The following is a 24,761-nucleotide window of genomic DNA, read 5'->3' as shown; positions in this document are numbered from 1 at the left end:
GGAGGACCGGCCATGAGCAGAAGCAGCCGCACCCTTTCCGCGCTCTATGTCGCCGTCGCCCTCTGGCTCGCCTACTGCACGGTACGGACCTGGGGCACCGTCCCCACCTGGACCAGCCTCGCCATGGCCGCCGCGAGCCTGGCGCCCCTGCTCGGGATCGCCCGGGAACACGTCATCGCCGAGGAGCGGCGGACCGTCGCCGTCCTCCGGGAACGCGAGGGGCGCCGCGGAGCCTGGCGCGACACGGCCGCAGCGGTGCTCGCCCAGGCCGAGGTGGACGCCGCGTGCTGTGAGCGGTGGTGGACCTCGTGCGCCACCGACCACGACCCCGGCTGCGCGCACCGCACCTCACGGGACAGCTCGGCCTGACGTCCCGTCCACGACCCGGCCGCCCCGTCGTCGTCCATGAACGCTCGCCCAACGAAAGGCAATTGACGTCGCGTCACTCCCGACGCTCGGTTCGGGTCGCCGGGCGGTGGGTCGAGGCGCCAACTGATTGCGGTGGGCGCGGCGATCGCTACGCTCACCGGATGCGTATACCCCGCTCGCCCTCGGGCTGGACCATGGCCGTCTTCGGGCTGCTCGCCGCCGTGCTCGGAGCCGTCGGCCTCCTCTCTCCGACCGCGCAACTGTCCCTGCTGGGCCTGACCGTGCCCGGCGAGCGGGGGAGCGGCGACCACACCACCGCCTTCGTCACCGCGTCGTCGATGGCGGCCCTCAACATGGGCGCGTACTACGTGCTGGCCGCCTTGGCGGACTGGCGTGCCTTCTTCCTGTGGACGGTGCCGTTCCGCCTCCTCACCTGCGTGGTCTTCACCACGGCGGTGATGGGCGGCAGGGCACCGCAGGCGTTCCTCGGTGTTGCGCTCTGGGAGGGACTCGGGGCCCTCGCGACCGGCGCCGCCCTGCTGTACGAACGGCGCACCGACCGGCACGTGCCCGGCCGCGCCCCCACGACCGCCGTCACCCCCGGCCAGGAGACCCGATGACGCCGCCCCGACTGACCCCGCTGCTGGCCCAGTTCGACTTCGCTCGCGCACGGCTCACCACCCGGCTGGCCGGTCCGCTGATGGACAGCGGCGACGGATGTGACACGCGGGTGTCCGCCATGACGGACGAGGAGTACCTCTGGGAGCCGGTGCCGGACTGTTGGACGGTCCGCCCCCGCGCGCACGGACCGGGTCCCCGCGCGACCCTGCTCGCGGGCACCGGCGACTTCGGACGGGACGCCGCCGCGTACCCGCACCCCTGGCCGCCGCCGTTCACCACCATCGCCTGGCGGCTGAGCCACCTGAGCGACATGCTGACGCTGCGCGCCGACCACACCGCCGGCAGCCACGGTCTCACCCGCGACGACTACGAGGTCCCCGGCGACGCGGCGACGGCCCTGGCCGCCTTCGAGACCGGTGCCGACGCCTGGCGCGCGGCACTGCTGAGCGTCGACGACGCAGCCCTCGACACCGTCGGGTACTGCACGTACCCGCACGGCAGCGACGCGGAGTAGCCGCTCATCGACATCGTGTGGTGGGTCAACCAGGAGGTCCTGCACCACGGCGCCGAGATCGCCCTGATCCGCGACCTGTTCCGCGCGCGGGCCCGCTGACCGCCGTTGGGCGGAAGAACACCCCCGGAGGGGTGCCGCCCCCGGCAGCCCCCGGCAGCTCGGACTCAGCCGGCCGTGCGCGAGGCACTCCGGAACGCCCGGTCCGGTCGCGGTTCGACCGCCCACCGGAACACCCACCGCACGGGTGCCGAGCACAGCACCGTCACCACCACCGCGGCGACGACCGTGACCACCACCGCGCCGAGCGGTTCGTACAGCCACTGCGGGTCGTACCAGCCCCAGTACTTGCTCACCTGGGCGACGAACCCGTGCAGCAGGTAGCCGTACAGCGTGGCCGCGCCCAGCGAGGTGAACCAGGTCCGCCGCCCGGGCACCCAGGACAGGAAGCACGCGACGAGCAACAGGGAGCAGGCGAAGACCACGAGCGTCGCGACCGCGCCGTACCAGGCCGGGAATCCCAGCTCCTGCGCACTGTCCCGGTGGTACAGCCAGCCGGTGTCCACCCGTGGAACGGCCCAGTAGGCCCCGGCCAGGGCCGCGGCGAACACGGGTACGGCCAGCAGCCGCGCTCGCCGGGTGCGCACCCCACCGAAGTGCTCCGGCCGCAGACTCAGACCCAGGACGAAGAACGGCAGGAACTGCAGCATGCGCTGGATGTCGAGGTCCTCGCCGAGCGACGGCGACATCGTGGCCAGCATGGCGACGACCAACGCCACGGGCACCGGCCACCGGACCAGCTTCCACACCGGGGTGGTCAGGCGCCACACGAACAGGGCCGCCAGGAACCACGTCAGATACAGGGGTTCCAGGAGGGTGATCGGCCGGTCCGGGACGCCGTCCGTCCACCGGGTGAAGAAGGTGTACGCCGTCTCGAAGATCACGTACGGCAGCGCCACGCCGGTCACCAGGCGCCGGATCCGTCCGGGGCTGCCGTCGAAGGTACGGGAGTAGTACCCGGCGATGACGATGAACGCCGGCATGTGGAAGGCGTAGACGAGCGTGTACAGCGCCGTGACGGTGCGACTGTCGGACCGGAGCGGCTCCCACGCGTGACCGACCGCCACCAGCACGATCGCCAGGTACTTGGCGTTGTCGAAGAACGCGTCCCGCTGACCCGGCCGCCGCGGTGCGGCATCCGCCCCGGGGCGCTCGGTGCCTCCGTCCGCCCCGCGCCGGTCGTCCGCCGTGGCCACGGTCGTGGAACCGGTCGTGGAACCGGTTGTGGAACCGGTTGTGGTGCAGGCCGTGGAACCGGTCGTGGTGCCGGCCGCGGCGGGGCCGGTCCGGTCGCCCTCCTGCCGGTGCGTTCCGGACTCTCCCTCCGGGACCGGGCCCCCTCCGGCGGACCGCACGACGTCACTCACCGGGCCTCCCGGGGCCGGTGGTGTGCGCTGCCCGGGGGCCGCCGGCGTGTCTCGTGGGGGTGGGGACGACGGGGAGGTGGAGCGGACGCATCCCGTCCGCCTCACCCGTCCCGCACCGGTCAAACCTGTGCTGTCCCCCACAGGTGGGCGGGGAGGGTGCGGCACGGCGGTCAGCCTCAACCGAACGGGTGATCCCCGCACTTCTTCCCTCCAGCGGGAACCGGCGTGCCGCCGGGACCGTTCTTCCAGGCGAACCGCGGGCAGCCCGGCCGGGCTGCCCGCACCGGTCCGGGCCGTGTCCGACGGTCCGGGGACCGGACGACGGCGACTCACCCCGAGGTGGCACCAGTGGCGATGTGGGACAAGCTCAAGGAACAGGCCAGGACCCTCCAGCAGTCCCAGGGCGCACGGCCGGCAGGCGGCCAGGCCCAGGGCCAGGGCGGCCCCTTCGGCCGTACCACTCCCGGAGGTCAGGGACGCGGCACGTCCTCCGGAGGCTCCAAGGCCCAGCTGGTCTCCCTGCTGAAGTCGCAACTGGCATCCGCCAGGACGGAGCTCAAGAGCGGCGCCTACCGGGACGCCGCGATGGCGATGTGCGCACTGGTCGCGGCCGCCGACGGCCACGTGGACCCCTCGGAACGGCAGCGTGTGGAGGAGCTGATCGTCTCCAACGAGGTCCTGCAGAACTTCCCGCCGGAACAGCTGCGCAAGCGGTTCAACGAGCATGTGGACCGGCTCGTGGGCCACTTCGAGTCCGGCAAGGCGCGGGCCCTGGAGGACATCGCCAGGACGGCGAAGAAGCCCGTGGAGGCCCGCGCGGTGGTGCAGACCGGCATCGTCGTCGCCGGTGCCGACGGTTCCTTCGAGGCGTCCGAGCAGTACGTCATCCGCGACGCGTGCGCGGTGCTCGGTCTGTCACCCTCGGAGTTCGGCGTCTGACGGCCGTCTCACCACCAGGCTCGCCACCTCGTACTCCATCGCGTCGGTGTCCGGGTCCGGAGGTGGGTGGTACCGCCCGGCGCACACCGAGAGGTTGACGATGAGGTAGGCGTGCCAGCGGCGGCCCACCCCGCGTCGGTCGGCGAAGGCCCGCGCGCCGTTCACCCACCAGACGACGGAGCGGGCGCCGAACTCCACCCGCAGGTCGACCCAGGCACCCGGGCGCACGGAACGGTGCCGGTAGTAGTGGCCGGCCTCGCGGACGTGGTTGGTCAGTTCCAGCAGGTCGGGGTTGTCCGGGTGGTACTCGAAGACGTCGATCTCCTGGTCGCCGTCGCGCCAGGTCCAGATGGCCGGCCACGCCCCGAGCGCCCGGGGCAGCCGCACGCGGGCCTCGAGCACGTCACCGGTCCGGGCGACGAAACCCTCCTCACTGCCCTCGGTGGTGAGGAGCCCGGTGTTCCACCGGCCGTCCGGTCTGCGCCTCGCGCGGAACGTGCCGCTGCGGGAGTAGTCGTCGTCCGGTACCAGGTGATCGAGTTTGTCGTCGCCGGGATTGGTCGGGCCGCCCCCGGGATAGGCCCAGGAACGCCCCGCCACCCATTGGCGGGTGGAGGCGAAGTCGGCGGTGAAGACGACGTCCGGGGCTTGGGAACCGGACGCCTCGCGGGACGTGGCGTGAGCGGGATCGGGTATCGGCGGGTTCTCGGACGGGGGAGGCGGATCGTGCCGCGCCGGTTCGTGCATGACCGGGTTCTCTCCGGTCCGGGAGCCGCGCATGCCGGCAACGGGCCTGCATACGGGGCAAACAACGCCTTCGAGTGAACAGCGCACCCCCGGCGGGCAGGCGGCGGGACCGGGCCGAGCCGTCTCCCGCAAACCGAGCCCGGAGCAGCTCCCGCCGACGGCGTCCTCGCGTCGGCCCGACGGCGGGGGGCGGCGCGTGGGGCCGCCAACGGCGTCGGCCCGTGAGGCCGACGGCGGTGCTGCGCGCCTGCTCCCTGGTCGAGCTTCGTCCAGCTGCGCCTTCGACGACCTGGAGGCGGACCAGCCGCTGTCCGTGCCGTATGCGGCCGAGGACCACCCGGTTCCGGCCCGTCACCCTTTCCGCGCCCACGCCGGTTCCGTCGGTCGATCAAGGGGTGACGGCGACAGACGCGGCCGCCCGGGGTGGGCAGCCGGACGGAGGCCATGCCCTGCTGTCGGCCGGCGGAGGCACCCGGAGGCCGATGCGCTTCCGGTCCCCCGGTCCCGGTCCATCGCCCCGAGCAGGCGGTGTTGTCGTGTCACGCTCGGCCCGACCCGGCGGAAGAGACACCGGAGCCCACCCGGCGAGAAGCCCTGTGCAACGGGCCCGGCAGGGCCCGGCTCGGTGCGCGGCGGCGTCCCGGGAACGGATCGTCCAGCCGGGGAGATGGATCCGGTCCGCATGAAGGGGAGTTGGGGAGGGAAGGCACCGTGGGGCGCGGCAGTGGCACGGTGCGTGCGGACGGCGGGGCGGAGTGTCATGGGGGACGTTCCAGGTGCGGCGGAGGGTGCTCCGGCGCCCGGCCCCCGATGCCCGGCCCCCGACGCCCCGGCCTGCGCGCCCCCCCGTCCCACCGCGCCGGGAACAGGCGCACAGGGCCGCGCCGTGAGCCCTGTACGCGCCCCCGTCCGCGTACCGACAATGCAGTGCCCCCGCCCGGTCGGTCCGACGCGGTGCCGCTGTGCCCGCCCGCGGCCCGTTCCCGTCGCTCTGTCGCCCCGCCTCCCGCTGACGTCCAGGAAAGCAGGTCCCCGTCGTGCTGCTGCGTCTGCCCACCTCAGTGTCCGAAGCGCGCGCCCATCTCGCGGAGGGAGCGGTCCCCGTCGGAGGGGCCACCCTCGTCTGGGGCGTCTGGCAACGGGACGGCTTCCCCGAGCTGGCCGTCTCCCTGCGCCACGTCCCCGAGGCCAACGTGCTGGAACGTGACGCGCTGGGCGGTGCCGTCCTGCTGCACCGCGTCGACGACCGGGTGCCGGAGGTGCTGCACCGGGCCGCCGGCAGCGTGGGCACCGGAGCCGTGCGCCGGACCGCCACGGTCGGCGGCAACATCGTCGGCAGCACCCTGCGCTGCCTGCTGCCCGCCGCCCTCGTGCTGGAGGCGCGCGCGACCGTCCTGGACCGGGACGGGACCTACGAGACGGATCTTCCCGAGGTGGTCGCCAAGCGCCACCTGCTGCTCGCGCTCCGCTGGCGCGAACCCGTCGCGAGCGGGTACCACAAGGCGCCCGCCGACCCGGGCGGGCCGCCGCCCCTGGTCGTGGCCGCCGCCGCCCATGCGGAGGAGGGCGGGGGCCACCGGGTACGCGTCGCCGTCCGGGACGGCCACGAGGTGGTCACGGGATCCGCCGCGCTCCCGGCCGGAACCGGTGACGGGCAGGTGCTGCGAAGCCTGGAGGACACCGACCTCGCCGCGCTGCCGCCCACCGCCCGCGAGGTGCTCCGGCGCGAAGTGACCGGCCTGCTGAGCCGCCTGCCCTGATCCGCAGCGCCGATCGCCGTCGGCCGTTGGCCGTTCGCCCCGTTGGCCGTCCGTCATCCGTCGTCCGTCGGTCGGTCGTCGGTCGTTGGCTGGTCGCTGGTCGCTGGTCGCTGGTCGCTGGTCGCTGGTCGCTGGTCGCTGGTCACTGGTCACCGGTCGCGGGTCACTGGTCACCGGTCGCCGGTCGAGGGGAGGCGGCGGTCCCTCCGCGTGCTCGCCACGCCGAGCCCTCCGCGTCCTCGCCGCGCCGTGCCCTCCGCATCCCCGCCGCACCGTGGCCGCCGCGAGCCCGCCGTGGCCGCCGCGCGCCGCCGTGACCCCCGCCCGTCCGCCGCGGCGCCCGTCCGACCGCGGCGCGCGTGAGCGCGGCCGGCGGGGGTACCCCGTTCCCCGGAGGAAGCGGTCGGGGCGGTACGGACCGGTGGCGGGACGGGGCCCGGCACCCCGTCGAAGGGGATGGCCATGTCACACATCGCGGGCGACCTCACGGACGGTGCCGTCCGGATCCAGTTCATCGGAAACGCCACCCTGGTACTGCGTTACGGCGAGCTGACCCTGCTCACCGACCCGAACTTCCTGCACCGCGGGCAGTACGCCCACCTGGGGTACGGCCTGGTGAGCAGGCGGCTGACGGAGCCGGCCGTCGACATCGTGGACCTGCCCCGTCCCGACGCGGTCGTGCTCTCCCACCTCCACGGGGACCACTGGGACCGGCGCACGAACCGGCACCTCGACCACACCGTGCCGGTCCTCACCACCCGGCACGCGGCCCGGCGCCTGCGGGTCCTGCACGGCTTCGGCCGCACCGCCGGCCTGCGCACCTGGGAAGGGCTCACCCTGCGTCGGGCCGACGCGCAGGTCACGGTGACGGCCCTGCCCGGGCGGCACGCCGGCCCGCGGACGCTGCGCGCCCTCCTGCCACCGGTGATGGGGAGCATGCTGGAGTTCGGCCCCGTGGGCGGTCCGGTCCGGATGCGGCTGTACGTGTCGGGTGACACGCTGGTCCACGACGGTCTCGACGAGATCGCCCGGCGCTTCCCCGCCGCCGACCTGGCGGTCCTGCACCTCGGCGGCACACGGCTGCCGGGCGGTTTCGTCGTGACCATGGACGGCGCCCAGGGCGCCGAACTGGCCCGTCGGCTGGACCCCCGCGGGATCCTGCCGGTCCACTACCACGACTACACGGTGTTCCGCTCACCGCTGTCGGCGTTCCTCGCGGAGGCCGAAGCAGTCGGCCTGGGCGACCGCATCGTGCACTGCGGGCGGGGCCAGAGCGTCCGTCTGACGCCCGACCGGGGCGTGGTGCCGGCCGTGTTCTGAACCTCCGGCGCCGGGCCGGCCGACCCACCCCTCGTGGCACGGGTACCCGGCCGGCCCGCCGCCCCGAGACACCGAACCGAGGACGGTAGCGCGATGACCGAGTACGAACGTTCCCGCACCATGCCCGCCCAGCCGGAGCAGGTCTACGACCAGGCAGCGAACGTGGGACAGATGGACGCCTGGCTGCCCGAGGCGCTGCACGTGCACGCCGGGGAACCGCCCGCGGTCACCGTGCACGAGGACCGCACCGACCAGGACACCTCCGCCCTGCTGCGCAGCCGCCGCGAACAGATGAGGCTGGAGTGGGGCACCCGCGAACAGGGCTCCTACAGCGGCTGGCTCCAGGTCGCCGGGATCGGCGGCGGCGCCAGCGAGGTCACGGTGCACCTGTCGTTCTTCGACGAACGGCACGACCCGGGCGAGCGGGCCGTCGGTGACGCCCTCGACGCCAGCCTGCGCCGGCTGGAGGAACAGGTCCGGCTGCGCGTCGAGCACGCGGCCGGCTGACCGGGGAGATCCGCATCGTGCCGCGCCCCGTGTCGTACGCCGTCGCCGCCTCCGGGCAGTGGACCGACGAGGAGGACGGCCGCCGCCGGCTTCCCGCCGGTGAGGTCCACGCCTGGCAGCCCGGCCGGAACGAGACCGTCTGCGGGCTGTCCCTGAGCCGCTCCCGGCTGACCCGGTTCCCCCACGTCGCCTGGCCGGACACCTTCCCGGAATCGGGCGGGTCCGCCGACCGGGTCCGGCGGCAGTGCCCCCGCTGCGCGTCCGTCGCCGGCCGGCGCGGCGCCGACGCCCGGCCCCGGTGGCGCCGCGTCGACCCGCGTCCCTGACCGGGCAGCCCGGCGGCGCCCCCGGCTATAGGCCGGCGTGGGAGACCGGCAGTCGTCGACTCGCTGGAAGCCGACGAGGAATCCGTCCTCACAGGTGAGCCCGGCGAAGTCGACGTCGGATCTCGGACGAGGTTCGAGGCCGGTGGTCTGCTGACGGAGGGCTGCCGAAGCCAGCCGGGCCGCACCCGACCGGCTCTGCGCCGACACGACGAACTGAGCTGAGACGACGTCATGCATCCACATCCGCCGGACACGATGAACCGACCGGCCTCGGCACACCTCGCCACGCACAGCGTCACACCGGCTCGGAGCGCTGACCGACAGTACGGCTGAGCGGACCCGGTCGCAGCCGCCGTGCGCATCAGCCGCCGGCCAGGGCCAGGAGGAACCCGGTCTCCGCGTCGTCCCGCCCCGCACACATTCCGGTAACCGCATTGAGGGCAGCCAGGGCCCGGCACCAACCCAGCACACGACGAGGGGACGAACCAGGAACCAGCGCTGCCAGCTCCTCGATCCTCTCCTCCAGCACGGCTGGATCCGCAACGCCTTCAAGCACCCAGTCCACCGCGTCGAAGTCCGGGTCGCCCCACGTCGGCCTCGGATCGATCGCCACCATCCGGGCGCCCGGGCCGGACAACACGTTGGCGGGATGGAGATCACCATGCACGAGTCCGACAGGCCCCCCGCCTGCAAGCTCCAGGACCGCCCCCCGGGCCTGACCGAGCACGACCCGAGCAGCCGGGTCCTTCGCCCGGACCGCCGCCAACCTGCGTTCAGCCAAGTCGAACAGGAAGTCGATCCGATGCGAGAGAGGCCGCAGTACCGAGTGCTCGCCCGGCCCGGGAGGTGATACCCGCAGATCTCGCAGCAGGGCCGCGACCTCGGGCAGACTCCGAACGAGCTGCCGCACGGGCACTCCGGGCTCCACGTTCTCCAGCAGCAGAGCCCCGGCTGCGAGGTCCGCTGCCAGCAGGGTGACGACCGATGGCGTATCTGCCCAGGCGCGCAGGGCTTCGGCCTCCTCACGCGCGATCAAGGGCTCGGGCGTGAGCTTCAGCCACACCGAGGCGCCCGTGTCACGCTGCACGCAGCGGAACAGCCGCGAGGTGCCTCCACCGCTCGCCTCAACAGGATCCAGATCCCAACGGGCAGCCAGCTCATGAACGAGGGCCGGCAACTCGTCACACCAACCGAGCACATCGGCGCCGAACCGAACGACGAGCCGCTCCCGGACCTCTGGCGTGACGCAGGTCAACTCTCTCAACACGTATACCGCCGGTGGACGATGCAGTTCTGCGCATCCTAGGAGCACGTTCCGTGCGCACCCCACCACATGTCACTGTCACGGATCATTGTCACGGAGCGTGAAGATCGATCACGTCCGACCACCTGGCACAGCGTCAGCATCATCGGCGCTCACCGATCCAACGTCCGCCCTCCGCCCGCGAGCGGCGGGTGAGCCGACGCGGTGCCGGGGGCTGTCGGCCGACACGGATCTGACGGACGGGGACTGTCGGCCGACACAGAGCTGGCGGCCGGGGGCAGTCGGCCGGCAGGCGGATCGGGCGGTAGGCGGATCGGCCGGTAGGCGGATCGGACCGTCGGAGGCGGTCGGCCGGCAGCCGGACAGGTCCGTCGGAGGCGGCCGGGGCGTGAGCCGGAGCGAGGGCCGGGGTGAGGGTCGGGGTGTGAGCCGAGCGAGGGCCGGGGCGCGGCCCTGGGCGAGGTCGGGATCCTGGACGCGGTCCTGTGGACCCCGTCCAGCGGCGGAAACGGTGGCGTGCCGGACGAAACCGTGAGGATGAACACAATGGTTCGACATTGGTGCGGGTGTGCGGCAAGGTGCCGATGGGCAGTCAATGGCTGCGCGGGGGAAGGGTGGTGTCGGAGCTGGGGGGAAACAGCGTGCGCGTGTGTGTGATCGGTGCCGGTCTGTCGGGACTGGCGGTGGCCCGTACTCTCGCGGAGCGGGGCATCGACTTCGTCTGCGTGGAGAAGGCGCCGGACGTGGGCGGCATCTGGCGTCAGCCGGAGTCCGGCGAACGAGGGCCGGGCTATGTGTCGCTGCACCTCAACACCGCCAAGGACCTGACGGGTTACCAGGGCTTCCCGATGCCGGACGACTACCCGCTCTATCCCCGGCACAGTGACGTCGCCGCCTATCTGCGCGGCTTCGCCCGCTGGGCCGGCGTCCTGGACCGGATCGAACTGGGCACCGAGGCGGTGTCCGTGAGCCGGGACGCGTCGGGCACCTGGACGGTCGTCACCCGGGCCGCAGGCCAGGCCGAGACCTCGCGGCGGTTCGAGCACGTGATCGTCGCATCCGGCCACCACTCGCAGCCCGCGCTGCCCGATCCGCTCCCGCCCGGCTCCGAGACCTTTGCCGGAACGATTCTTCACTCACTGGACTACCGCCACGGCAGCGATTTCACCGGGCAGCGCGTGGTCGTGGTCGGCCTCGGCGCCTCCGCGGTGGACATCGCCGCGGACCTCTCCCGGCACGCCGCGCGCACGGTGCTGTCCGTCCGCCGCGGCCTGCACATCGTGCCCAAGCAGCTGTTCGGCCTCTCGCTCGACGAGATCGCCGACGCGCCCTGGTGGAACGACATGACCCTGGAGGAGCAGCGCCGCTTCGTCGAGCAGGCCCTCCTCGTGGCCCGCGGCCGGCTCTCGGACTACGGGCTGCCCGAGCCGGACCACCGCATCTTCTCGTCGGCCGTGACCATCTCCGACGAGATCCTCAGCCGCATCCGCCACGGCGCCGTCACCCCGCGTCCCGCGATCGCCTCCTTCGAGGGCGACCGGGCCGTCTTCACCGACGGCTCGTCCGAGCCGGTGGACGCCGTCGTGTACTGCACCGGGTTCCGGCTCGACTTCCCCTTCCTGCCCGACGGCGGCCCGCTGGCCCCCGACGGCACCGTGGAGCTGTACCGACGCGTCGTCGCACCCGGACAGGCGGGCCTGTACTTCGTGGGCCTGGTCCGGCCCGTCGGCGCCATCACCCGGCTGGTCGAGGCCCAGGCCCAGTGGATCACCGGCATCATCGAGGGCGGGGTCGCCCTGCCCTCCCCGCAGGAGATGCGCCGCGAGATCACTGCCTACCTCGACGGCATCGAACAGCGCTACGGCCGGACCCAGGGGGCCTCCATCCAGGTCGACGTACGCCCCTACCTGGCCGAACTGCGCCAGGTGCTCACCGTCTGACGGACTCGGGGCTCCCGCGGCCCCCACGGCAAGGCCCTGGGGCCCCGGTGCACGGCACCGGGGCCCCAGGCCGTCGCACGGCCGTCCGACGGCTCAGCCGACCGTCTGCGGACGCTGCGCGGCGGTCCCCGCCGGCGGCCTGACCGCATACGCCTCCGAGGAGAGGTACGCCGTCACGCGGGGCGGCCGGCTGTGCTGGTGCGCCAGGGCGAGGTAGGCGATCAGCCCCACCCCGTCCTCCGGCCGCCGGCCGGTCAGGACGCCCAGTGACCGCGTCAGCGCACCGGCGTCCACGCCGTGCCGGCGCAGCAGCCGCTCCGCGCGGGCCAGCACCTCCCCGTCGTGCGCGGCGTAGTCCCGCACCGGGATGTGCAGGGTGAACCCGCTCGGCCGGTCGGCACCGGTGTCGGTGAAGGAGTGGCAGGTGAGCCCGGGGCGCCCACTGAGCCGCGTGGTGCCCGGCCCCCTGCCCGCCGCGGTGCGGAAGAACTCCTCGATCGCCGCAGGGCCGGGCCCCCGCTGCATGCGGGACAGGCGTCCGGCCCGCGCGGCGGTCAGGCCGTCGTGACGGAGGTACACCTTCACCCGGGGCTCCTCCCAGTCACCCAGGTCCAGGGCGAGGAACGGGTGACCGTCCGCCTCGGGGAGGGCTTCGTACGCCCGCCGGTGGCCGAGCCGGTGCAGCGCCTCCCGCACGGTGCCGGCGGCCCGCTCCGGGCCCGACGCGGCCGGGTTGAGGTACACCTTGACCTTCGGTACGCCGCCCGGCCGCAGCTCCAGGGCGCACCACAGTGCCAGCGGGCCCTGGGGGGAGGGAGGCAGGAACAGGTCCCTGATCTCGTCCAGCGCGTCGGTGGAGAAGTTCCACCGGCGCGCCATGGTCCGGATCGCCGCGAGGCCCGCCGCACCGTTGCCCGCCAGGCTGTCTGCGCCGCAGCCCGGCTCGGTCAGCAGACGCAGCGCCGGGGCCGTACCGGCCTGGAACGACAGCGAGAACTCCACCGGCGTGTGGTCGTCGGACAGGAAGGTCCGGTTCGGCGGCGGCAGGTCCAGGGACCGGCCGGCGACCGGCCCCAGGCACTCGGCCAGCACGCCCGCATAGGTGTCGGCGTCGGCCCCGGACAGGCCCGCGACCGCACACATGCCCCGCAGTTGACGAGTCGTGAAGCCGCCCAGGGTCCGGGCGTCCGGGGCGCCGTCGTCCGGGTACCCGCGCGCGCTCACCGGCCCTCCCCGCGCCGGAGGGTGCGCACAGGAAGATACCCGCCCCGTAGGGCGGGTATCTGCGGTCTCGGCGGGAAAGCGGTGTCTGAGGATATGTGGTCCATGACACCTCCTTTGCTTCGTGAAACAACGGGTATGCCGCGTTGCTCACTACCCCTGCCGTTGAACCTTCATGCGGGAGAGGCCACTTGGGCGGCTGTTGCGTAGATCACCGGGTGAGCCAGTTGAGGAACTGGCTCCAGCGGCCCACGCGTTCGGGCCGCGCGGCGGGCCCGCCCGGAGTCCGCTCCGGGGCGGGGCTGTCCGCCCGGTCGGCCCCGCGGACCGGCTGCACCGGGGTGAACCGCGCCGGCAGCGCGGCCAGCGCCCGGTGGAACGGACCACGGCGCCAGGACAGGCTGTCCTCCGGCACCGCGAGCCGCAGGTCGGGCAGGTGGTTGAACAGGTTCTCGATCGCGGAGACCGTGATGTGCCGGGCCGGCTCCTTGGAGGGGCAGGCGTGCGGGCCCGCGCTCCACGCCAGGTGCGCCCGGTTGCTGCCCGCCTGCCGCGTGGCCTGCAGCGCGGGACCGGTGTTGGCCGCCGCGAAGCTGACCAGGACCAGGTCGCCGGCCTGGAGGTGCTGTCCGGCGAACTCCACGTCGGTGGCCGGGTAGTGCGGCGCGTAGTTCGACATGGGAGGGTTCTCCCACAGGGTGTCGTCGAGCGCCTCGTCGATCAGGCCGCCCTCGCGGGCGTAGCGGTCGTGGGTGAGGAGGCGGTGCAGCGTGTTGCCGATCAGGTTGCGCAGCGGCTCGGCGCCCGCACCCAGCAGCAGGGCCAGCTGGTGCACCATCTCCTCGTCGGTCAGCGCGGCCTGATGCTGCATCAGCCACGAGGTGACGTCGTCGCCGGGCCGGCTGCGCTTGAGGGCGACCAACTCGCCCACCGCCTGGAACAGCACGGCGGTGGCCTTGTCGGCGTTGACGCCGTCGAACATGCCGGAGATGCCGAACAGCACCCGGTCGCCGATGTCGGCCGGGCAGCCGAAGAGTTCGTTGAACACGAACAGCGGCAGCTGCTTGGCGTAGTCGCCCAGCAGGTCCGCCGAACCCCGGGCACCGAACTGCGAGATGAGGTATCCGGAGATCTGCTCCGTCGAGCGGCTCAGCCGCCGGGTGTCGACCCGGGCCATGCTGTCGGTGACCGCCTGGCGGAGCCTGAGGTGGTCGGCGCCGTCGGCGAACATGCAGTTGGGCCGGTAGGCCAGCAGCGGGGCCACCGGGCTGTCCGGGCCCACCTTGCCCTCGTTGAAGGCCCGCCACCGGCGCGCGTCCTTGCGGAAGGTGCCCGAGTCCTGCAGCAGTTGCAGCGCCGTGGCGTAGTCCGTGACCAGGGTCGCCTCCACGCCCGGTGCCAGCTCGACCGGCGCGGCCGGGCCGTAGTGCCGCAGGAAGCCGTAGTACGCCTGCGGGTCGGCGGCGAACTCCGGTCCGTACAGTGGCACCCGGCCGCCGGAGCCGTGGGCCGGGCACCCGGGCGGGGGCACCGGGGTGGTGTCGTCAGCGTCCATGTGTGCTTCCAGCTTCCTGGTGGGCGCGGTCCAGCAAGTAGCGGACCAGTGTGGTCAGTGCGGCGGCCGAGGACTTCTCGTCGCGCGCGTCACAGGTGACGACGGGGGTGTCGTCGAGCAGGTCCAGTGCCTCGCGCAGCGCCCGTTCGTCGCGGGGCGGAGCGCCGTCGAAGTGGTTGATGGCGATGGCGTAGTCGAGCCCGTACTGCTCGATGAGGTCGATCACCGCGAAGGAGTCCGCCAGCCGCTCGGGGTCGACCAGCACCAGCGCGCCCAGCGCGCCGCGCGCCATGTCCTCCCACATCTGCACGAACCGCTGCTGTCCGGGGGTGCCGAACAGGTACAGCACCACCCGTTCGCTGATGGTGAGCCGGCCGAAGTCCATGGCCACCGTGGTGGTGGTCTTGCCCTGGACGCCCTTGAGGTCGTCGACCGCCTCGGCGGCCCGGGTCATCGTCTCCTCGGTGGACAGCGGCTCGATCTCGGAGATCGAGCCGATGAACGTCGTCTTGCCCACCGCGAAGTGCCCGACGACCAGGATCTTCACCGCGGTCTGGTTCGCCCCGTCGCGGACGTAGGCCTGCTCACCCAAACTTGGCGCGGAGACCATTGAGCACCTCCTCCAGGATCTCCCGGTCGGCCAGCCGGGCACGCGCCACCGGTGGCCGGGTGATGAGGTAGCCGCCCTCGGTCAGGGAGGCCAGCAGAATGCGGACGACACCCAGCGGCAGGCCGGTGTGGCCGGCGAGCTCGGCGACCGAGAGGTAGCCGGCGGAGCAGATGTCCAGCAGGCTCTGCTCCTCCGGGGACAGCCGGGTCGGCCGCTGTGCGTGTTCCGGTGAGGCCGTCACCAGGGTGATCAGGGACAGCTGCTGTTCGTCGGGCAGGTCCCGGCCCTTGGTGATGACGTACGGTCGCACTAATTCGGCGGCCTCCGGCTCCCACCCGTCATGACCCGTCATGAGCGGACGCCGAGGTTCTCGCGCGGCGGCGTCGTCAGCCGCTTGCCCAGCTGGGCGACGAGCTGCTGCATGCGGAAGGTGATGTCCGCCATGTCGACGTCCGGCGAGGCGGACACCCCCAGGTAGGCGCCCTCACCGGCGGAGATCAGGAACACCCAGCCGCCGTCGAACTCGACCAGCGTCTGGCGCCAGCGGTGGTCGGGGTCCTCGCAGAAGAAGCCGAGGGTGCGGCTGAGCGACTGCACACCGCTCATCGCGGCGGCGACCCGGTCCGCGTCGTCCTTGTCGAAGTCCTTCGTGCGGGCCATCAGCAGCCCGTCGGCGGAGATCAGGACCGCGTGCAGGGCCCCGGGAATCTCCAGGGCGCTGTCGAGCATCCATGACAGGTCGTCGTTCACGAGAGATCATGTCCTTCACTGCGTGCACCAGGGGTGCTGCTCGTCTGGTCCCCCGCCTCCGGCTGCGCGACCCGGCCGGACTGCGTGCCCCGCTGGAAGGCACCCATGACCTGCGCGTGTTCGGAGTCGGAGCGGCCCGCGGAACGCGGGGCCGACGCGTTGCCCGGCACGATCGCCATCGGGCGCTTGCGGCGCCGCCGGGGCAGCCCGTCGACGGTCGGCGCCGGGACGGGGGGCGAGGGCTCCGGTCCGTCGTCCGGACCGTTCGGGGCTGGCCGGGCGGTCGCGGGAGCCGCGGCCTTCTTCTCCGGCATCGCGGTGAGCAGTTCGTGGGGGAGCAGGACGACCGCGCGCACCCCGCCGTACGGTGAGGAGGAGTCCACCGACACCTCGAAGCCGAAGCGCTCGCACAGCACGCCGATGACAGCGAACCCGAACTGCGGCGGATTGCCGAGTCCCGCCACGCTGGAGGCGCGTTCGCTGGAGAGCAGCTTCTGGGCGCGGGCGCGCTCCTCCTCGCTCATGCCGACACCGGCGTCGTCGACCACGACACAGATGCCCTTGGGCACGGTCCGGATGTTGATCTCGACAACGGTGTCCGGGCTCGAGTAGCTGGTCGCGTTGTCGAGCAGTTCGGCCAGGGCCAGCGCGGCGGGCTCGACGGCGCGGCTGGTGATGCCGAAGTCCACCTGGGAGAGGATCTCCACCCGGCGGAAGTGCCGGATGCGGCCCTGCGCGCTGCGGACCACGTCGTAGACCGACGCGGTGTCGCGGCGCCCGCCCAGCCAGCCGTCGCAGAGCACGGCGATGGACTGTGCGCGGCGGCCGAACTGGGAGTTGGTGTGGTCGATCTCCAGCAGGTCCTGCAACATCGCCGAGTCGCCGTACTTGCTCTGCAGCCGGGAGAGGACCAACTGCTGTTCGGCTGCGAGGCCCTGGAGGGTCCGCATGGCGGACTTCAGGACGGTCTTGGTCTCCTCCTCGGCCTGCTCCTGCGCCGCCCGCACGGACTTCTCGTAGTCGCTCTCCAGCTCCGCGTAGTGCTCCCGCAGGCCGTCGATCTCCTGCCGCACAGCGCGGGAGGCCCTGCGCTGACGGACGATGAGGGCGATGGCGATGACGAGGGCGACGAGGAGAGCCCAGAGCAGTGGGTTCCCTATGTATTCCGTCATAAGACTCTCTTCAGGCGACTGAAGGCCGACTTGCTGATGGTCCCGTCACTGCGGGCGGTCGCCGACCGCCCGCCGGGGTTGCCGCCCGGGCCGTCCCAGCAGGGGAGATGTCGGTTTTGGCTCATCCGCCCGCTCCGCAAACGCGGTGATCGTATCATCGGGCGAACACATGAACTGACGTCAGCAAACCTGTTCGCAGGGGCCCTTGACCCTCCGCTTCCGTTCCGGTGACGGGCCGGGTCGGCACGTCACGGCGTCGGGACACCGGCCGGCCGCGTCGGCCGTCCGAAGCGGGCCGGGACGCCCGGGGAGTAGAGCACGCTCACCGGCTCACCCGCCGGTTCCGGCAGTCCGGCCGCCGTGAACAGGTCCTGCTCGCACGCCAGCAGCGCGGCCCGGTGCAGCGGCCACCGCGGGTGGGCGTTCGGCAGGTACCTCGACCGCCCGAAGAACACACCGTGCATGCCCCAACGGGCCGTCAGGAAGTGCTCCAGCGCGCTGGGTTCGCGCACCGGCTCACCGATCCGCACGGTGATCCGGTTGCCCGCGCCACGAGGACCGGGACAGCGCCGCCGGCCGGTGTACGTGACCGTGTCGCCGCTCGAGGCGATCCCCATCCGCGACCACATGTACGGCATCCGGAAGACGAGCCGGCCCAGGGCGGCGGGCAGCAGCCGGGAGGCGTCCAGGGAGAGGAACACCACGCCGCGCCGCCCCTGTTCGTCCACCGAGTACAGACGGACGTTGGTCTCCGGAAACGTGCCGAGGTACGGCACGCCCGGCAGGCCGAGCCAGCCGACCCGGTGCATGCGGAAGGCGACCAGGCCGACGTACGTCACGCCGTCCAGGGTGTCGGGCACGGTCCCCGGCGGCAGCAGTCCGGCCACGTCGGCCGGGTCCGCCGCCCAGTGCAGGAAGGTCAGGTCGAGCCAGGACTGGGTCATCAGCGGGTGCGCTATCGCCTCGGGGGCGTCGGCCGTGATGGGCTGCGGGGTGAACGTCACGGCGTCAGTGTCACAGAGGGCGCGGACCCGCCCGTCGGCGCCCGTCGGCCCTGCCGCCGTTGGCCCCGCCCGCCCCCAGCGGTGACACTGGGGGCATGCAGAAACTCTCCCTCGACGCCCTCGCCCGGGAACACCTCGAACGGGCCGGAACCGGGTCCAACGGCCGCAGCGCGACCACCGTCTACGGCGGCCATGAACACGTCCTGCGGCAGACCGTCCTCGCCCTGACCGCGGGCACCTCGCTCGCCGAACACGAGAACCCCGGTGAGGCGACGCTGCTGGTGCTGCGCGGACGGGTCCGCCTCGCCAGCGGCGACACCTCCTGGGACGGCCGGGAGGGCGACCTGCTGGCCATTCCCCCGGCCCGGCACAGTCTGGACGCGGTCGAGGACGCCGTCGTCCTGCTGACGGTCGCCAAGACCGGCTGACCCGCCCGGACGACGGGGGCCTCCCGCAGACCGGCCGGCCCCCGTCTCCCGGCTCTCCCTCCCCGCGGTCGCGGCGAGCGTCGCGGGAACGGGCGGGCGGCCGGCTATCCGACACCCAGTCCGGCGTCGTCCACCGTCTCCCTGCCCTCGCCCTTCAGCACCTTGTTCAGCGGGCCGAGGTCGTAGATGCCCTCCAGCTCCGGCTGCTCGAGCAGTCCGGCCTTCACCGCGTAGCCCGCCTGGGTGTCGAGGGTGGACGCCAGCGGGTCGTCCAGGAAGGTGATCGACTTCCAGGCGGGATCGATGACCTCCGTGGGCAGCGCCTTGCCGGACAGCTTCTCCAGGGCGGCGTTCGCCGACGCCTTGGCCCGCTCCGGATGGGCGTTGATCCACTCGTTGGTGCGCACCGACCCGCGGAGCACGGCCTCGACGACGTCCGGGTGCTTCTCCAGGAACTTCTGCGACACGATGATGTTCGTGATCACGAACTTCTTGTCGGGCCACAGGTCCGCCTCGTCCAGCAGGACTTCGGCGCCCTGGGCCACCAGGCGGGAGGCGGTCGGCTCCGGCACCCAGGCGCCGTCGATCGAGCCGGCCTTGTAGGCGTCCGGCGTCACCTTGTTGTCGGAGCGCACCACGGAGACGTCGCCCGCGCCGCTCTGCGGGTCGACCTTCCACCCCTTCTCGGCGATCCAGTTGAGGAACGCGATGTCCTGGGTGTTGCCGAGCTGGGGTGTCGCGATCCGCTTGCCCTTGAGGTCGTCCTCGGACGTGACCTTGTCCGGATTGACCACGAGCTTCACCCCGCCGGACGCCGAGCCGCCGATGATGCGCAGGTTCCGGCCGCCCGACTTGGTGTAGCCGTTGATGGCGGGCGACGGACCGATCCACCCGATGTCGATGGAGCCGGAGTTGAGCGCCTCGATCTCCGACGGACCGGCGTTGAACGTGGACGACTTGATCACGGTGCCGCCGAGTTCCTTCTGGAGCAGTCCCTCCTGGACGCCCACCAGAGCGGTGGCGTGGGTGAGGTTGGGGAAGTAGCCGATCCTCACCTCGTCGGCGGAGAGCTTCTCGGCTCCGGCCGCCACCTGGGACGTCCCGTCGTCGTCGGCGGATTCGGAGCCGTAGCCGCAGGCGGTGAGCAGCAGGGGGAGGGCCGCGGTGGCGGCGAGGGTGCGCAGCAGGGCACGGGGTCGTGCGGCAGACACGGGGGTGTCCTCTCATGAAGGTGAGTGGGGCAGTACGAAGGGAGCAGGACGCGCGCGCCACCGGCCACCTCCGCGAGCGTGGGCCGACCGGCGCGGGCGACGGGCTGCGGCGGAGGAGCGGGGCGGCGGACGGTCCCGGCGGACTCCGCGTCCGGCGGGTTCCGCGTCAGGGCATGGGCCCGGCGGACGGCCGGAGCGGACGGAGCGCGCAGCGGGCGCACCCTCCCGGGACGGCCCCCGCGACGCGACGGCGACACGGCGGCGGTACGGCGCGTGTGAGCCGGGGAGGCGGGGCGGACGGGCGGGCGCTGAGGCGGGCTACGCGCTCAGGGCCGTGCGACAGATGGCGCTGGAGGTGCGCCCGAAGTCGATGTGGCGCCGCGAGGTGAGGGGGAACGGCGAACGGAGGGTGCGATCCGACGCGCTCACGACCGCCACCCCCTCTTCCGGTCGTCCCCGGATGTCTCGTTCGGTTGCCGGGAATCGTGGCAGAAGACGGCGCCTGCCCCAAGAGGGTGTTCACATCCTGGATGAGGCCGTCTCACATCTTGACACCGAGGCGGTCGGCGGCCACGGGGACGGCCGGGCGAGCGCCCCGACGAGCGGCCCGGGCGGGCGGCGACTGCGCTCGCGGGCGCGGCCGGGCTTCAGGGCTTCGGCCAACAACGACGTGCCGACGTGAACTCGGGCGGCAGCCCCTCCGCCCGCGAACCGTCCGGGACCCCCGCGGCGGCCGGGCGCCGCGGACGGGCCGTCACGGCGGCGCCGGCGCGCCGGTCACCGCGTCCCGGAGGGCGGGTCGGTGTAGGTCTCCAGCGTGCCGCGACGGCGCACGTCGAGGGTGGCGCAGTGGAACGAGCCGCCGAACGGGGCGTAGTGCAGCAGGTCGCAGGGGATCGGCTCGAAGCCCCACTTCTCCAGTGCCCGCAGCATGCCGGTGTGGTGCCGTTCCGCGATGACCCGTTTCTCGTCCACCATCAGCACGTTCATGCTCAGCCACTTGCCGCACATCGAGGTGACCCGCAGCAGCGGGTCGCGGATCGGCTCGGGCTCCGGCGCCGTCAGCACGTCCCACGACCGCAGCACGTCGGGCAGCCGGTCGACGTCGATGTACTCCGGATTGATGAGAACCTTTCCGGGGGCCAGCAGCACGAACGTGGTGTCGATGTGCATGGGGGTACGGCAGCGGCTCTCGATCTCGTGGATCCGGTAGCCGGGGCCGAGGTGGCGGCGCAGCCACTCGATGCCCATGCGGTTGGTGACGTTGCTGCGGGTCACGAACAGGTCCCGCCCGGCACGCACGAAGTCCGCCGCGTCGAACACCGGCTCGAACTCGGTGAGGATGTAGCGCATGGGCTCGTCCGGCCCGGGGATGCGGAAGTCCGGTTCGAACAACGCGTCGGTGAGTTCCGGCTTGGGGGCGGAGGTCCAGCGCGCACCGCGCCGGAAGTAGTCCTTCAGGACGCGCCGGTAGGAGTGCGTCTCGAAGTAGCGGCAGGGCCAGGCCATCGGGGTCTCGATGATCTCGTCGCCGATGACCAGCATGCTGTCCCGCGGGCAGGTGTTGCAGAAGCCCCGCGACGACCAGTCGGGTGTGCCGAAGCGCCGCTTGTGGTCGACCGGATCCGGGCGCCGCACCGTCACCCCGAGGGACTCCAGCAGCGCGACGAAGTGGTCCAGCTCCTGCTGGGCCCGCTCGATGAGCAGGCGCGGGTACTTGTAGCCCGCGGCCAGGCCCTGCAGCCGCGCCGCCCACGGCGGGACGTTGCAGGTGACCACCGGGTGCCCGGACGGGATCGTCGCGCCGTCCAGGCGCCCCACGATGATCTCCTCCAGAGGGTCCCACTCGTTGTGCGAGCAGACCGGTGACGCCGGCTCCGTGCCGGTGCGGGTGGCGGTGGTCGAGGGTGCGGACATCGTGCCTCGTCTTCCCGTGGGCGACCGGTCGTCCAGTATAGGTTCCGGGTCACGGAACGCGCATGGCCGTGCGCGGGGAGTCAGTCGACGGGCCAGGTGTGCACCGGCGCGTTCAGGTGCATGTAGTCGATGTACTGCTGCGTCATCCGGCGCAGCGCCTCATGGCGTCCGCAGCGCGCGGAGGCGTCGATGTGGTGGAACATCTCCTTCTGCCACACGGCGCCGTTGCGGCCGGTCACGCACCGCTGCTCGATGATGCCGAGCAGCGGCTCCCGCCAGGCCGCGTCCATGCCGGAGAGCTCCAGACCGCGGTGCGCCATCGGCAGCAGGCGGCGCAGGACCAGCTCCTGCACCGGCACCTCGCCCATGCCCGGCCAGTACAGCATGGCCTCGATGCCCTGCCGGGCCGCCGTGTGCAGGTTCTCCTCGGCGGCGGAGAACGACATCCGGGACCACACCGGCCGCTCCTCCTCCACCAGGGCGCGGGTGAGCCCGTAGTAGAACGCGCCGTTGGCGAGGGTGTCGGCCACCGTCGGCCCGGCGGGCAGCACCCGGTTCTCCACCCGCACGTGCGGCTTGTCGTGGGCGACGGCGTAGACCGGGCGGTTCCAGCGGTAGATGGTCCCGTTGTGCAGCGTGAGTTCCGCCAGATCGGGCACGTCCCCGCGGTCCAGGGTCTCCCGGGGGTCCTGGTCGTCGCACAGCGGCAGCAGGGCCGGGAAGTAGCGCAGGTTCTCCTCGAAGAGGTCGAAGACGCTGGTGATCCACCGCTCCCCGAACCACACCCGGGGGCGGACCCCCTGCACCTTGATCTCCTCCGGGCGGGTGTCGGTGGCCTGTTCGAACAGGGGGATGCGGGTCTCGTGCCACAGCTCCTTGCCGAACAGGAACGGTGAGTTGGCCGCCAGCGCGACCTGCACCCCGGCGATCGACTGCGCCGCGTTCCAGTACGCGGCGAACTCCTCCGGGTGCACCTGGAGGTGGAACTGCGTACTGGTGCAGGCCGCCTCCGGGGTGATGGTGTCCGCGTAGGTGCGCAGCCGGTCGACGCCGTCCACCTCGATGCGCAGGTCCTCGCCGCGGGCCGCGAAGATCTGGTCGTTGAGGAGCCGGTAGCGCGGGTTCTCCGACAGGGCGCCCTCGCCGACGTCCTCCTGCCGCAGGGTGGGCAGGATCCCGGACATGATCAGGTGCGTCCCGACCGACCGGGCGCGCTGCTCCGCGTGGTTCAGGGCCGCCCGGATCTCGCTCTCCCAGGCGTCGGGGCCGCCGGCCGTGAGCCGGCGGGGCGGAATGTTGATCTCCAGGTTGAACCGGCCGAGTTCGGTGGACCAGGCGGGATCCGCGATCGCCTCCAGGGCGTCGCTGTTGCGCATCGCGGGCTCGGCCCGCTCGTCGACCAGGTTCAGCTCGATCTCCAGGCCCACCTGGGGGCGCTCGGTCTCGAAGCGTGCCTCGCGCAGCATCAGCGCGAAGGTGTCGAGGCACTCCTGCATCTTGACCCGGTACCGACGGCGGTCCTCACGGGTGAACACCATCGCCGGGACGTCCCGTCCCATCGGTTCTCCCTCCCGGCTCGCGTCCTGGGGTTGTCCATCCCCAGAGTGGCACCACCGGGCGGCTCCGACCACGCGACGGCTTCCGTGCGGGGGCGCAACCGTCGGCGCGGTCCGTACGTCACATCCGGCAGGACCGGCGGGCCGGTGCCGCCGCGGGAGGAAGGGGATGTCCATGGCCGAGAGGGCCGAGGTCAGCGTCCGGCTCGACGCCGAACTGGTCGTGGAGGTCATGGTCCTGTCGGGGATCGGCTCCCCCCAGGACGCCGTCGAGGCGGTGGTGCGGGACTACGTGGCCCGCGGCCACCGCACGGAGGCCCGCACCGGCCTCGTCGACCAGGGCCTGCGGGAGGCCGACGCCCGGCCCCAGGAACCACAGGGCTGACGCGGGGGCGCGCGGGCACGGCCCTCCGGCGCGCGGGGGCGCGCGGAGGCGCGAGGACGGACGGCCGTGCGGCCGGACGAGCCCGGATACGCGCCCAGGTGCGCGCCCGGCGGCCGGGTGGCACCTGCCCCCGGCCGCGTTCGCGGCGGCGGGGACGGCGGGTGACCATGGCACCGGAGGGCGGGCCGAACCCCTCAGCCCCGCGTCGCAACCGTGTGTCGGAGGACCGCCGTGAGCTTCCTGGTGCCCGTCGTGTTCGCGCTGGCCGCCGCGTTCAGCAACGCCCTCGCCACGGTCCTGCAGCGCAAGGCGGCGCTCACGGTGCCCCGGTCGGACACGCTGCGGGCCGGACTGATGCTGGACCTGCTGCGCCGCCCGGTGTGGCTCGCCGGCATCGTCGCCGTGATCGCCGCGGCCGTCTGCCAGGCCGCCGCCCTCGCCACCGGACCGCTCACGGTGGTCCAGCCGCTGCTGGTGCTGGAACTCCCGCTCGCCCTGGTCATCGGCACGGTGGTGCTGCGCGGCGGGCTGTCCCGCGCCGGCTGGGCGGCCGTGCTCGCGGTCGTGGGAGGACTCGTCGTCGCCCTGGCCGCCGCGTCCCCCTCGGGGAACCGGACGCACGTGCCGATGGACCGGTGGATCCCGGCGCTCGCGGTGTGCGCCGGCGCGATCGCCGGACTGCTGGTCGCCGCGCTCCGCCGCCCGGAGGGCCGCGCCCGTGCCGCCTGCTTCGGACTGGCCACCGCCGTCTCCTACGCGGTGACGGCGGCCCTGATGAAGGAGGCCATGCACACGCTCGACGACGGGGGCCTCACCGCGTTCCTGACCGCCTGGCAGACCTACGGCTTCGCGCTCTTCGGGGCGGGCGCGCTGTTCTTCCTGGAGAACGCCCTGCAGTCGGGTCCGCTGGTCGCCTCGCAGCCCGCGATCACGCTCGGCGACGCCGGACTGAGCCTGCTGCTCGGGCTCACCCTCTACGCCGAGGGCGTGCGGGCCGGCTGGTGGCTGGTGCCCCAGGTGCTGGGCGTCGTCCTGATCGCGGGCGGCGTCTTCGCCCTCGCCAGACTGCCCCAGGCCCGCGCCCTGGCCGGCGACGAGGGCCGGCCCGTCGGCGCGCAGCCGCCCTGATCCGGGCCCCGCCCGACGGCGCGCAGGGTCCCGCCTCCCGGTCCCGCCTCGCCCCGCACGGCGCGGGGAGCGCCGACGCGCGCGGGTCATCCC

24 protein-coding genes and 1 pseudogene are annotated in these 24,761 nt (G+C 72.9%); 12 read left to right on the top strand and 13 right to left on the bottom strand.

Translation table 11 applies throughout. The features are described 5' to 3' along the window. Positions 1–12 precede the first annotated feature (12 nt). The 3 genes and pseudogenes from AB0F01_RS21085 to AB0F01_RS21075 all read left to right on the top strand — a co-directional run bounded on the left by AB0F01_RS21085 (position 13) and on the right by AB0F01_RS21075 (position 1,603). Positions 13–369 (top strand): hypothetical protein, encoded by a 357-nt coding sequence (locus AB0F01_RS21085; RefSeq protein ID WP_362097788.1) that lies wholly within the window; start codon positions 13–15, stop codon positions 367–369. Between the two features lie 161 nt (positions 370–530). Next, positions 531–989 carry a hypothetical protein gene (locus AB0F01_RS21080; protein ID WP_362097785.1) on the top strand — a complete coding sequence of 153 codons (459 nt, stop codon included), beginning with the start codon at positions 531–533 and terminating at the stop codon, positions 987–989. Beyond that, positions 986–1,603 (top strand): annotated as a pseudogene (locus tag AB0F01_RS21075) (DinB family protein). Before AB0F01_RS21080 ends, AB0F01_RS21075 begins: the two are co-directional and overlap by 4 nt. A gap of 65 nt (positions 1,604–1,668) precedes the next feature. Here AB0F01_RS21075 and AB0F01_RS21070 read toward each other — a convergent pair. After that, a complete protein-coding gene (locus tag AB0F01_RS21070; RefSeq protein WP_362097783.1) occupies positions 1,669–2,757 on the bottom strand; it encodes an acyltransferase family protein in 1,089 nt (362 codons plus the stop codon). 519 nt (positions 2,758–3,276) lie between these two features. Between AB0F01_RS21070 and AB0F01_RS21065 the strand changes: the two genes are divergently transcribed. Beyond that, on the top strand, positions 3,277–3,867 hold the full coding sequence (locus AB0F01_RS21065) for a tellurite resistance TerB family protein (RefSeq protein ID WP_362097780.1): 591 nt from the start codon (positions 3,277–3,279) through the stop codon (positions 3,865–3,867). Here the strand turns inward: AB0F01_RS21065 and AB0F01_RS21060 are convergent. Then, positions 3,844–4,614 (bottom strand): beta-glucanase, encoded by a 771-nt coding sequence (locus AB0F01_RS21060; protein ID WP_362097777.1) that lies wholly within the window; start codon positions 4,612–4,614, stop codon positions 3,844–3,846. The two genes, AB0F01_RS21065 and AB0F01_RS21060, sit on opposite strands and share 24 nt — an antisense overlap. 1,037 nt (positions 4,615–5,651) lie before the next feature. Here AB0F01_RS21060 and AB0F01_RS21055 point away from each other — a divergent pair. From AB0F01_RS21055 to AB0F01_RS21040, 4 genes are all read left to right on the top strand, one after another. After that, positions 5,652–6,374 carry an FAD binding domain-containing protein gene (locus tag AB0F01_RS21055; protein ID WP_362097774.1) on the top strand — a complete coding sequence of 241 codons (723 nt, stop codon included), beginning with the start codon at positions 5,652–5,654 and terminating at the stop codon, positions 6,372–6,374. A 462-nt stretch (positions 6,375–6,836) separates the two neighbouring features. Next, on the top strand, positions 6,837–7,694 hold the full coding sequence (locus tag AB0F01_RS21050) for an MBL fold metallo-hydrolase (protein WP_362097771.1): 858 nt from the start codon (positions 6,837–6,839) through the stop codon (positions 7,692–7,694). 93 nt (positions 7,695–7,787) lie between these two features. Beyond that, entirely contained in the window at positions 7,788–8,201 is a 414-nt protein-coding gene (locus AB0F01_RS21045) for an SRPBCC family protein (protein WP_362097768.1), read from the top strand. A gap of 17 nt (positions 8,202–8,218) precedes the next feature. Then, on the top strand, positions 8,219–8,527 hold the full coding sequence (locus tag AB0F01_RS21040) for a hypothetical protein (protein WP_362097765.1): 309 nt from the start codon (positions 8,219–8,221) through the stop codon (positions 8,525–8,527). 361 nt (positions 8,528–8,888) lie between these two features. Here the strand turns inward: AB0F01_RS21040 and AB0F01_RS21035 are convergent, their stop codons facing one another. Continuing rightward, positions 8,889–9,791, bottom strand: coding sequence for an aminoglycoside phosphotransferase family protein (locus AB0F01_RS21035; protein ID WP_362097763.1), 903 nt, complete (start codon positions 9,789–9,791; stop codon positions 8,889–8,891). A gap of 641 nt (positions 9,792–10,432) precedes the next feature. Here AB0F01_RS21035 and AB0F01_RS21030 point away from each other — a divergent pair. Continuing rightward, positions 10,433–11,731 (top strand): NAD(P)-binding domain-containing protein, encoded by a 1,299-nt coding sequence (locus AB0F01_RS21030; RefSeq protein WP_362097760.1) that lies wholly within the window; start codon positions 10,433–10,435, stop codon positions 11,729–11,731. Positions 11,732–11,824: 93 nt separating this feature from the next. Here the strand turns inward: AB0F01_RS21030 and AB0F01_RS21025 are convergent, their stop codons facing one another. From AB0F01_RS21025 to AB0F01_RS20995, 7 genes are all read right to left on the bottom strand, one after another. Beyond that, the gene (locus AB0F01_RS21025; protein ID WP_362097758.1) at positions 11,825–12,955 is read right to left on the bottom strand and encodes a tryptophan dimethylallyltransferase family protein; all 1,131 of its coding nucleotides are present in this window, start codon (positions 12,953–12,955) and stop codon (positions 11,825–11,827) included. Between the two features lie 208 nt (positions 12,956–13,163). Beyond that, positions 13,164–14,507, bottom strand: coding sequence for a cytochrome P450 (locus AB0F01_RS21020; RefSeq protein WP_362097755.1), 1,344 nt, complete (start codon positions 14,505–14,507; stop codon positions 13,164–13,166). Continuing rightward, entirely contained in the window at positions 14,497–15,117 is a 621-nt protein-coding gene (locus tag AB0F01_RS21015) for an ATP/GTP-binding protein (protein ID WP_362097752.1), read from the bottom strand. Before AB0F01_RS21015 ends, AB0F01_RS21020 begins: the two co-directional genes overlap by 11 nt. Next, the gene (locus tag AB0F01_RS21010) at positions 15,092–15,469 is read right to left on the bottom strand and encodes a DUF742 domain-containing protein (protein WP_362097749.1); all 378 of its coding nucleotides are present in this window, start codon (positions 15,467–15,469) and stop codon (positions 15,092–15,094) included. Before AB0F01_RS21010 ends, AB0F01_RS21015 begins: the two co-directional genes overlap by 26 nt. Beyond that, positions 15,466–15,867: a roadblock/LC7 domain-containing protein gene (locus AB0F01_RS21005; RefSeq protein ID WP_362097747.1), complete on the bottom strand. Its 402-nt coding sequence runs from the start codon at positions 15,865–15,867 to the stop codon at positions 15,466–15,468. Before AB0F01_RS21005 ends, AB0F01_RS21010 begins: the two co-directional genes overlap by 4 nt. After that, the gene (locus tag AB0F01_RS21000; protein WP_362097744.1) at positions 15,864–17,039 is read right to left on the bottom strand and encodes an ATP-binding protein; all 1,176 of its coding nucleotides are present in this window, start codon (positions 17,037–17,039) and stop codon (positions 15,864–15,866) included. The genes AB0F01_RS21005 and AB0F01_RS21000 overlap by 4 nt, the downstream gene beginning before the upstream one ends. A 248-nt stretch (positions 17,040–17,287) precedes the next feature. After that, positions 17,288–18,043 carry a DUF2071 domain-containing protein gene (locus tag AB0F01_RS20995; RefSeq protein ID WP_362097741.1) on the bottom strand — a complete coding sequence of 252 codons (756 nt, stop codon included), beginning with the start codon at positions 18,041–18,043 and terminating at the stop codon, positions 17,288–17,290. A 95-nt stretch (positions 18,044–18,138) separates the two neighbouring features. On the opposite strand from AB0F01_RS20995, the gene AB0F01_RS20990 reads away from it, so the two are divergent. Beyond that, the gene (locus tag AB0F01_RS20990) at positions 18,139–18,471 is read left to right on the top strand and encodes a cupin domain-containing protein (RefSeq protein ID WP_362097739.1); all 333 of its coding nucleotides are present in this window, start codon (positions 18,139–18,141) and stop codon (positions 18,469–18,471) included. A gap of 104 nt (positions 18,472–18,575) precedes the next feature. On the opposite strand, the gene AB0F01_RS20985 is transcribed toward AB0F01_RS20990, so the two are convergent. The 3 genes from AB0F01_RS20985 to AB0F01_RS20975 all read right to left on the bottom strand — a co-directional run bounded on the left by AB0F01_RS20985 (position 18,576) and on the right by AB0F01_RS20975 (position 23,158). Then, a complete protein-coding gene (locus AB0F01_RS20985) occupies positions 18,576–19,682 on the bottom strand; it encodes an ABC transporter substrate-binding protein (protein ID WP_362097736.1) in 1,107 nt (368 codons plus the stop codon). A 777-nt stretch (positions 19,683–20,459) separates the two neighbouring features. Beyond that, positions 20,460–21,599, bottom strand: coding sequence for an amidinotransferase (locus tag AB0F01_RS20980; RefSeq protein WP_362097733.1), 1,140 nt, complete (start codon positions 21,597–21,599; stop codon positions 20,460–20,462). An 80-nt stretch (positions 21,600–21,679) separates the two neighbouring features. Beyond that, positions 21,680–23,158, bottom strand: a complete 1,479-nt coding sequence (locus AB0F01_RS20975) for a glutamate--cysteine ligase (RefSeq protein ID WP_362097730.1) — start codon at positions 23,156–23,158, stop codon at positions 21,680–21,682. 172 nt (positions 23,159–23,330) lie between these two features. Between AB0F01_RS20975 and AB0F01_RS20970 the strand changes: the two genes are divergently transcribed. Continuing rightward, a complete protein-coding gene (locus tag AB0F01_RS20970) occupies positions 23,331–23,540 on the top strand; it encodes a DUF2191 domain-containing protein (RefSeq protein WP_362097727.1) in 210 nt (69 codons plus the stop codon). 231 nt (positions 23,541–23,771) lie between these two features. Further along, on the top strand, positions 23,772–24,668 hold the full coding sequence (locus AB0F01_RS20965; protein ID WP_362097724.1) for a DMT family transporter: 897 nt from the start codon (positions 23,772–23,774) through the stop codon (positions 24,666–24,668). The last annotated feature ends 93 nt before the right edge of the window (positions 24,669–24,761 follow it).

Origin of the sequence: Streptomyces sp. NPDC029526 (genome assembly GCF_040637405.1) — a bacterium.
Taxonomy (GTDB): Bacteria; Actinomycetota; Actinomycetes; order Streptomycetales; family Streptomycetaceae; genus Streptomyces.
This window is presented reverse-complemented; position numbering and strand designations above follow the sequence as displayed.

Excerpts from the sequence above, each read along its gene's own strand:
- AB0F01_RS20970 (WP_362097727.1), top strand. The coding sequence starts at position 23,331 with ATGGCCGAGAGGGCCGAGGTCAGCGTCCGGCTCGACGCCGAACTGGTC.
- AB0F01_RS21050 (WP_362097771.1), top strand. The coding sequence starts at position 6,837 with ATGTCACACATCGCGGGCGACCTCACGGACGGTGCCGTCCGGATCCAG.
- AB0F01_RS20990 (WP_362097739.1), top strand. The coding sequence starts at position 18,139 with ATGCAGAAACTCTCCCTCGACGCCCTCGCCCGGGAACACCTCGAACGG.
- AB0F01_RS21045 (WP_362097768.1), top strand. The coding sequence starts at position 7,788 with ATGACCGAGTACGAACGTTCCCGCACCATGCCCGCCCAGCCGGAGCAG.
- AB0F01_RS21080 (WP_362097785.1), top strand. The coding sequence starts at position 531 with ATGCGTATACCCCGCTCGCCCTCGGGCTGGACCATGGCCGTCTTCGGG.
- AB0F01_RS20980 (WP_362097733.1), bottom strand. The coding sequence starts at position 21,599 with ATGTCCGCACCCTCGACCACCGCCACCCGCACCGGCACGGAGCCGGCG.
- AB0F01_RS21000 (WP_362097744.1), bottom strand. The coding sequence starts at position 17,039 with ATGACGGAATACATAGGGAACCCACTGCTCTGGGCTCTCCTCGTCGCC.
- AB0F01_RS21060 (WP_362097777.1), bottom strand. The coding sequence starts at position 4,614 with ATGCACGAACCGGCGCGGCACGATCCGCCTCCCCCGTCCGAGAACCCG.
- AB0F01_RS21085 (WP_362097788.1), top strand. The coding sequence starts at position 13 with ATGAGCAGAAGCAGCCGCACCCTTTCCGCGCTCTATGTCGCCGTCGCC.
- AB0F01_RS21010 (WP_362097749.1), bottom strand. The coding sequence starts at position 15,469 with ATGACGGGTCATGACGGGTGGGAGCCGGAGGCCGCCGAATTAGTGCGA.
- AB0F01_RS20975 (WP_362097730.1), bottom strand. The coding sequence starts at position 23,158 with ATGGGACGGGACGTCCCGGCGATGGTGTTCACCCGTGAGGACCGCCGT.
- AB0F01_RS21015 (WP_362097752.1), bottom strand. The coding sequence starts at position 15,117 with ATGGTCTCCGCGCCAAGTTTGGGTGAGCAGGCCTACGTCCGCGACGGG.
- AB0F01_RS21020 (WP_362097755.1), bottom strand. The coding sequence starts at position 14,507 with ATGGACGCTGACGACACCACCCCGGTGCCCCCGCCCGGGTGCCCGGCC.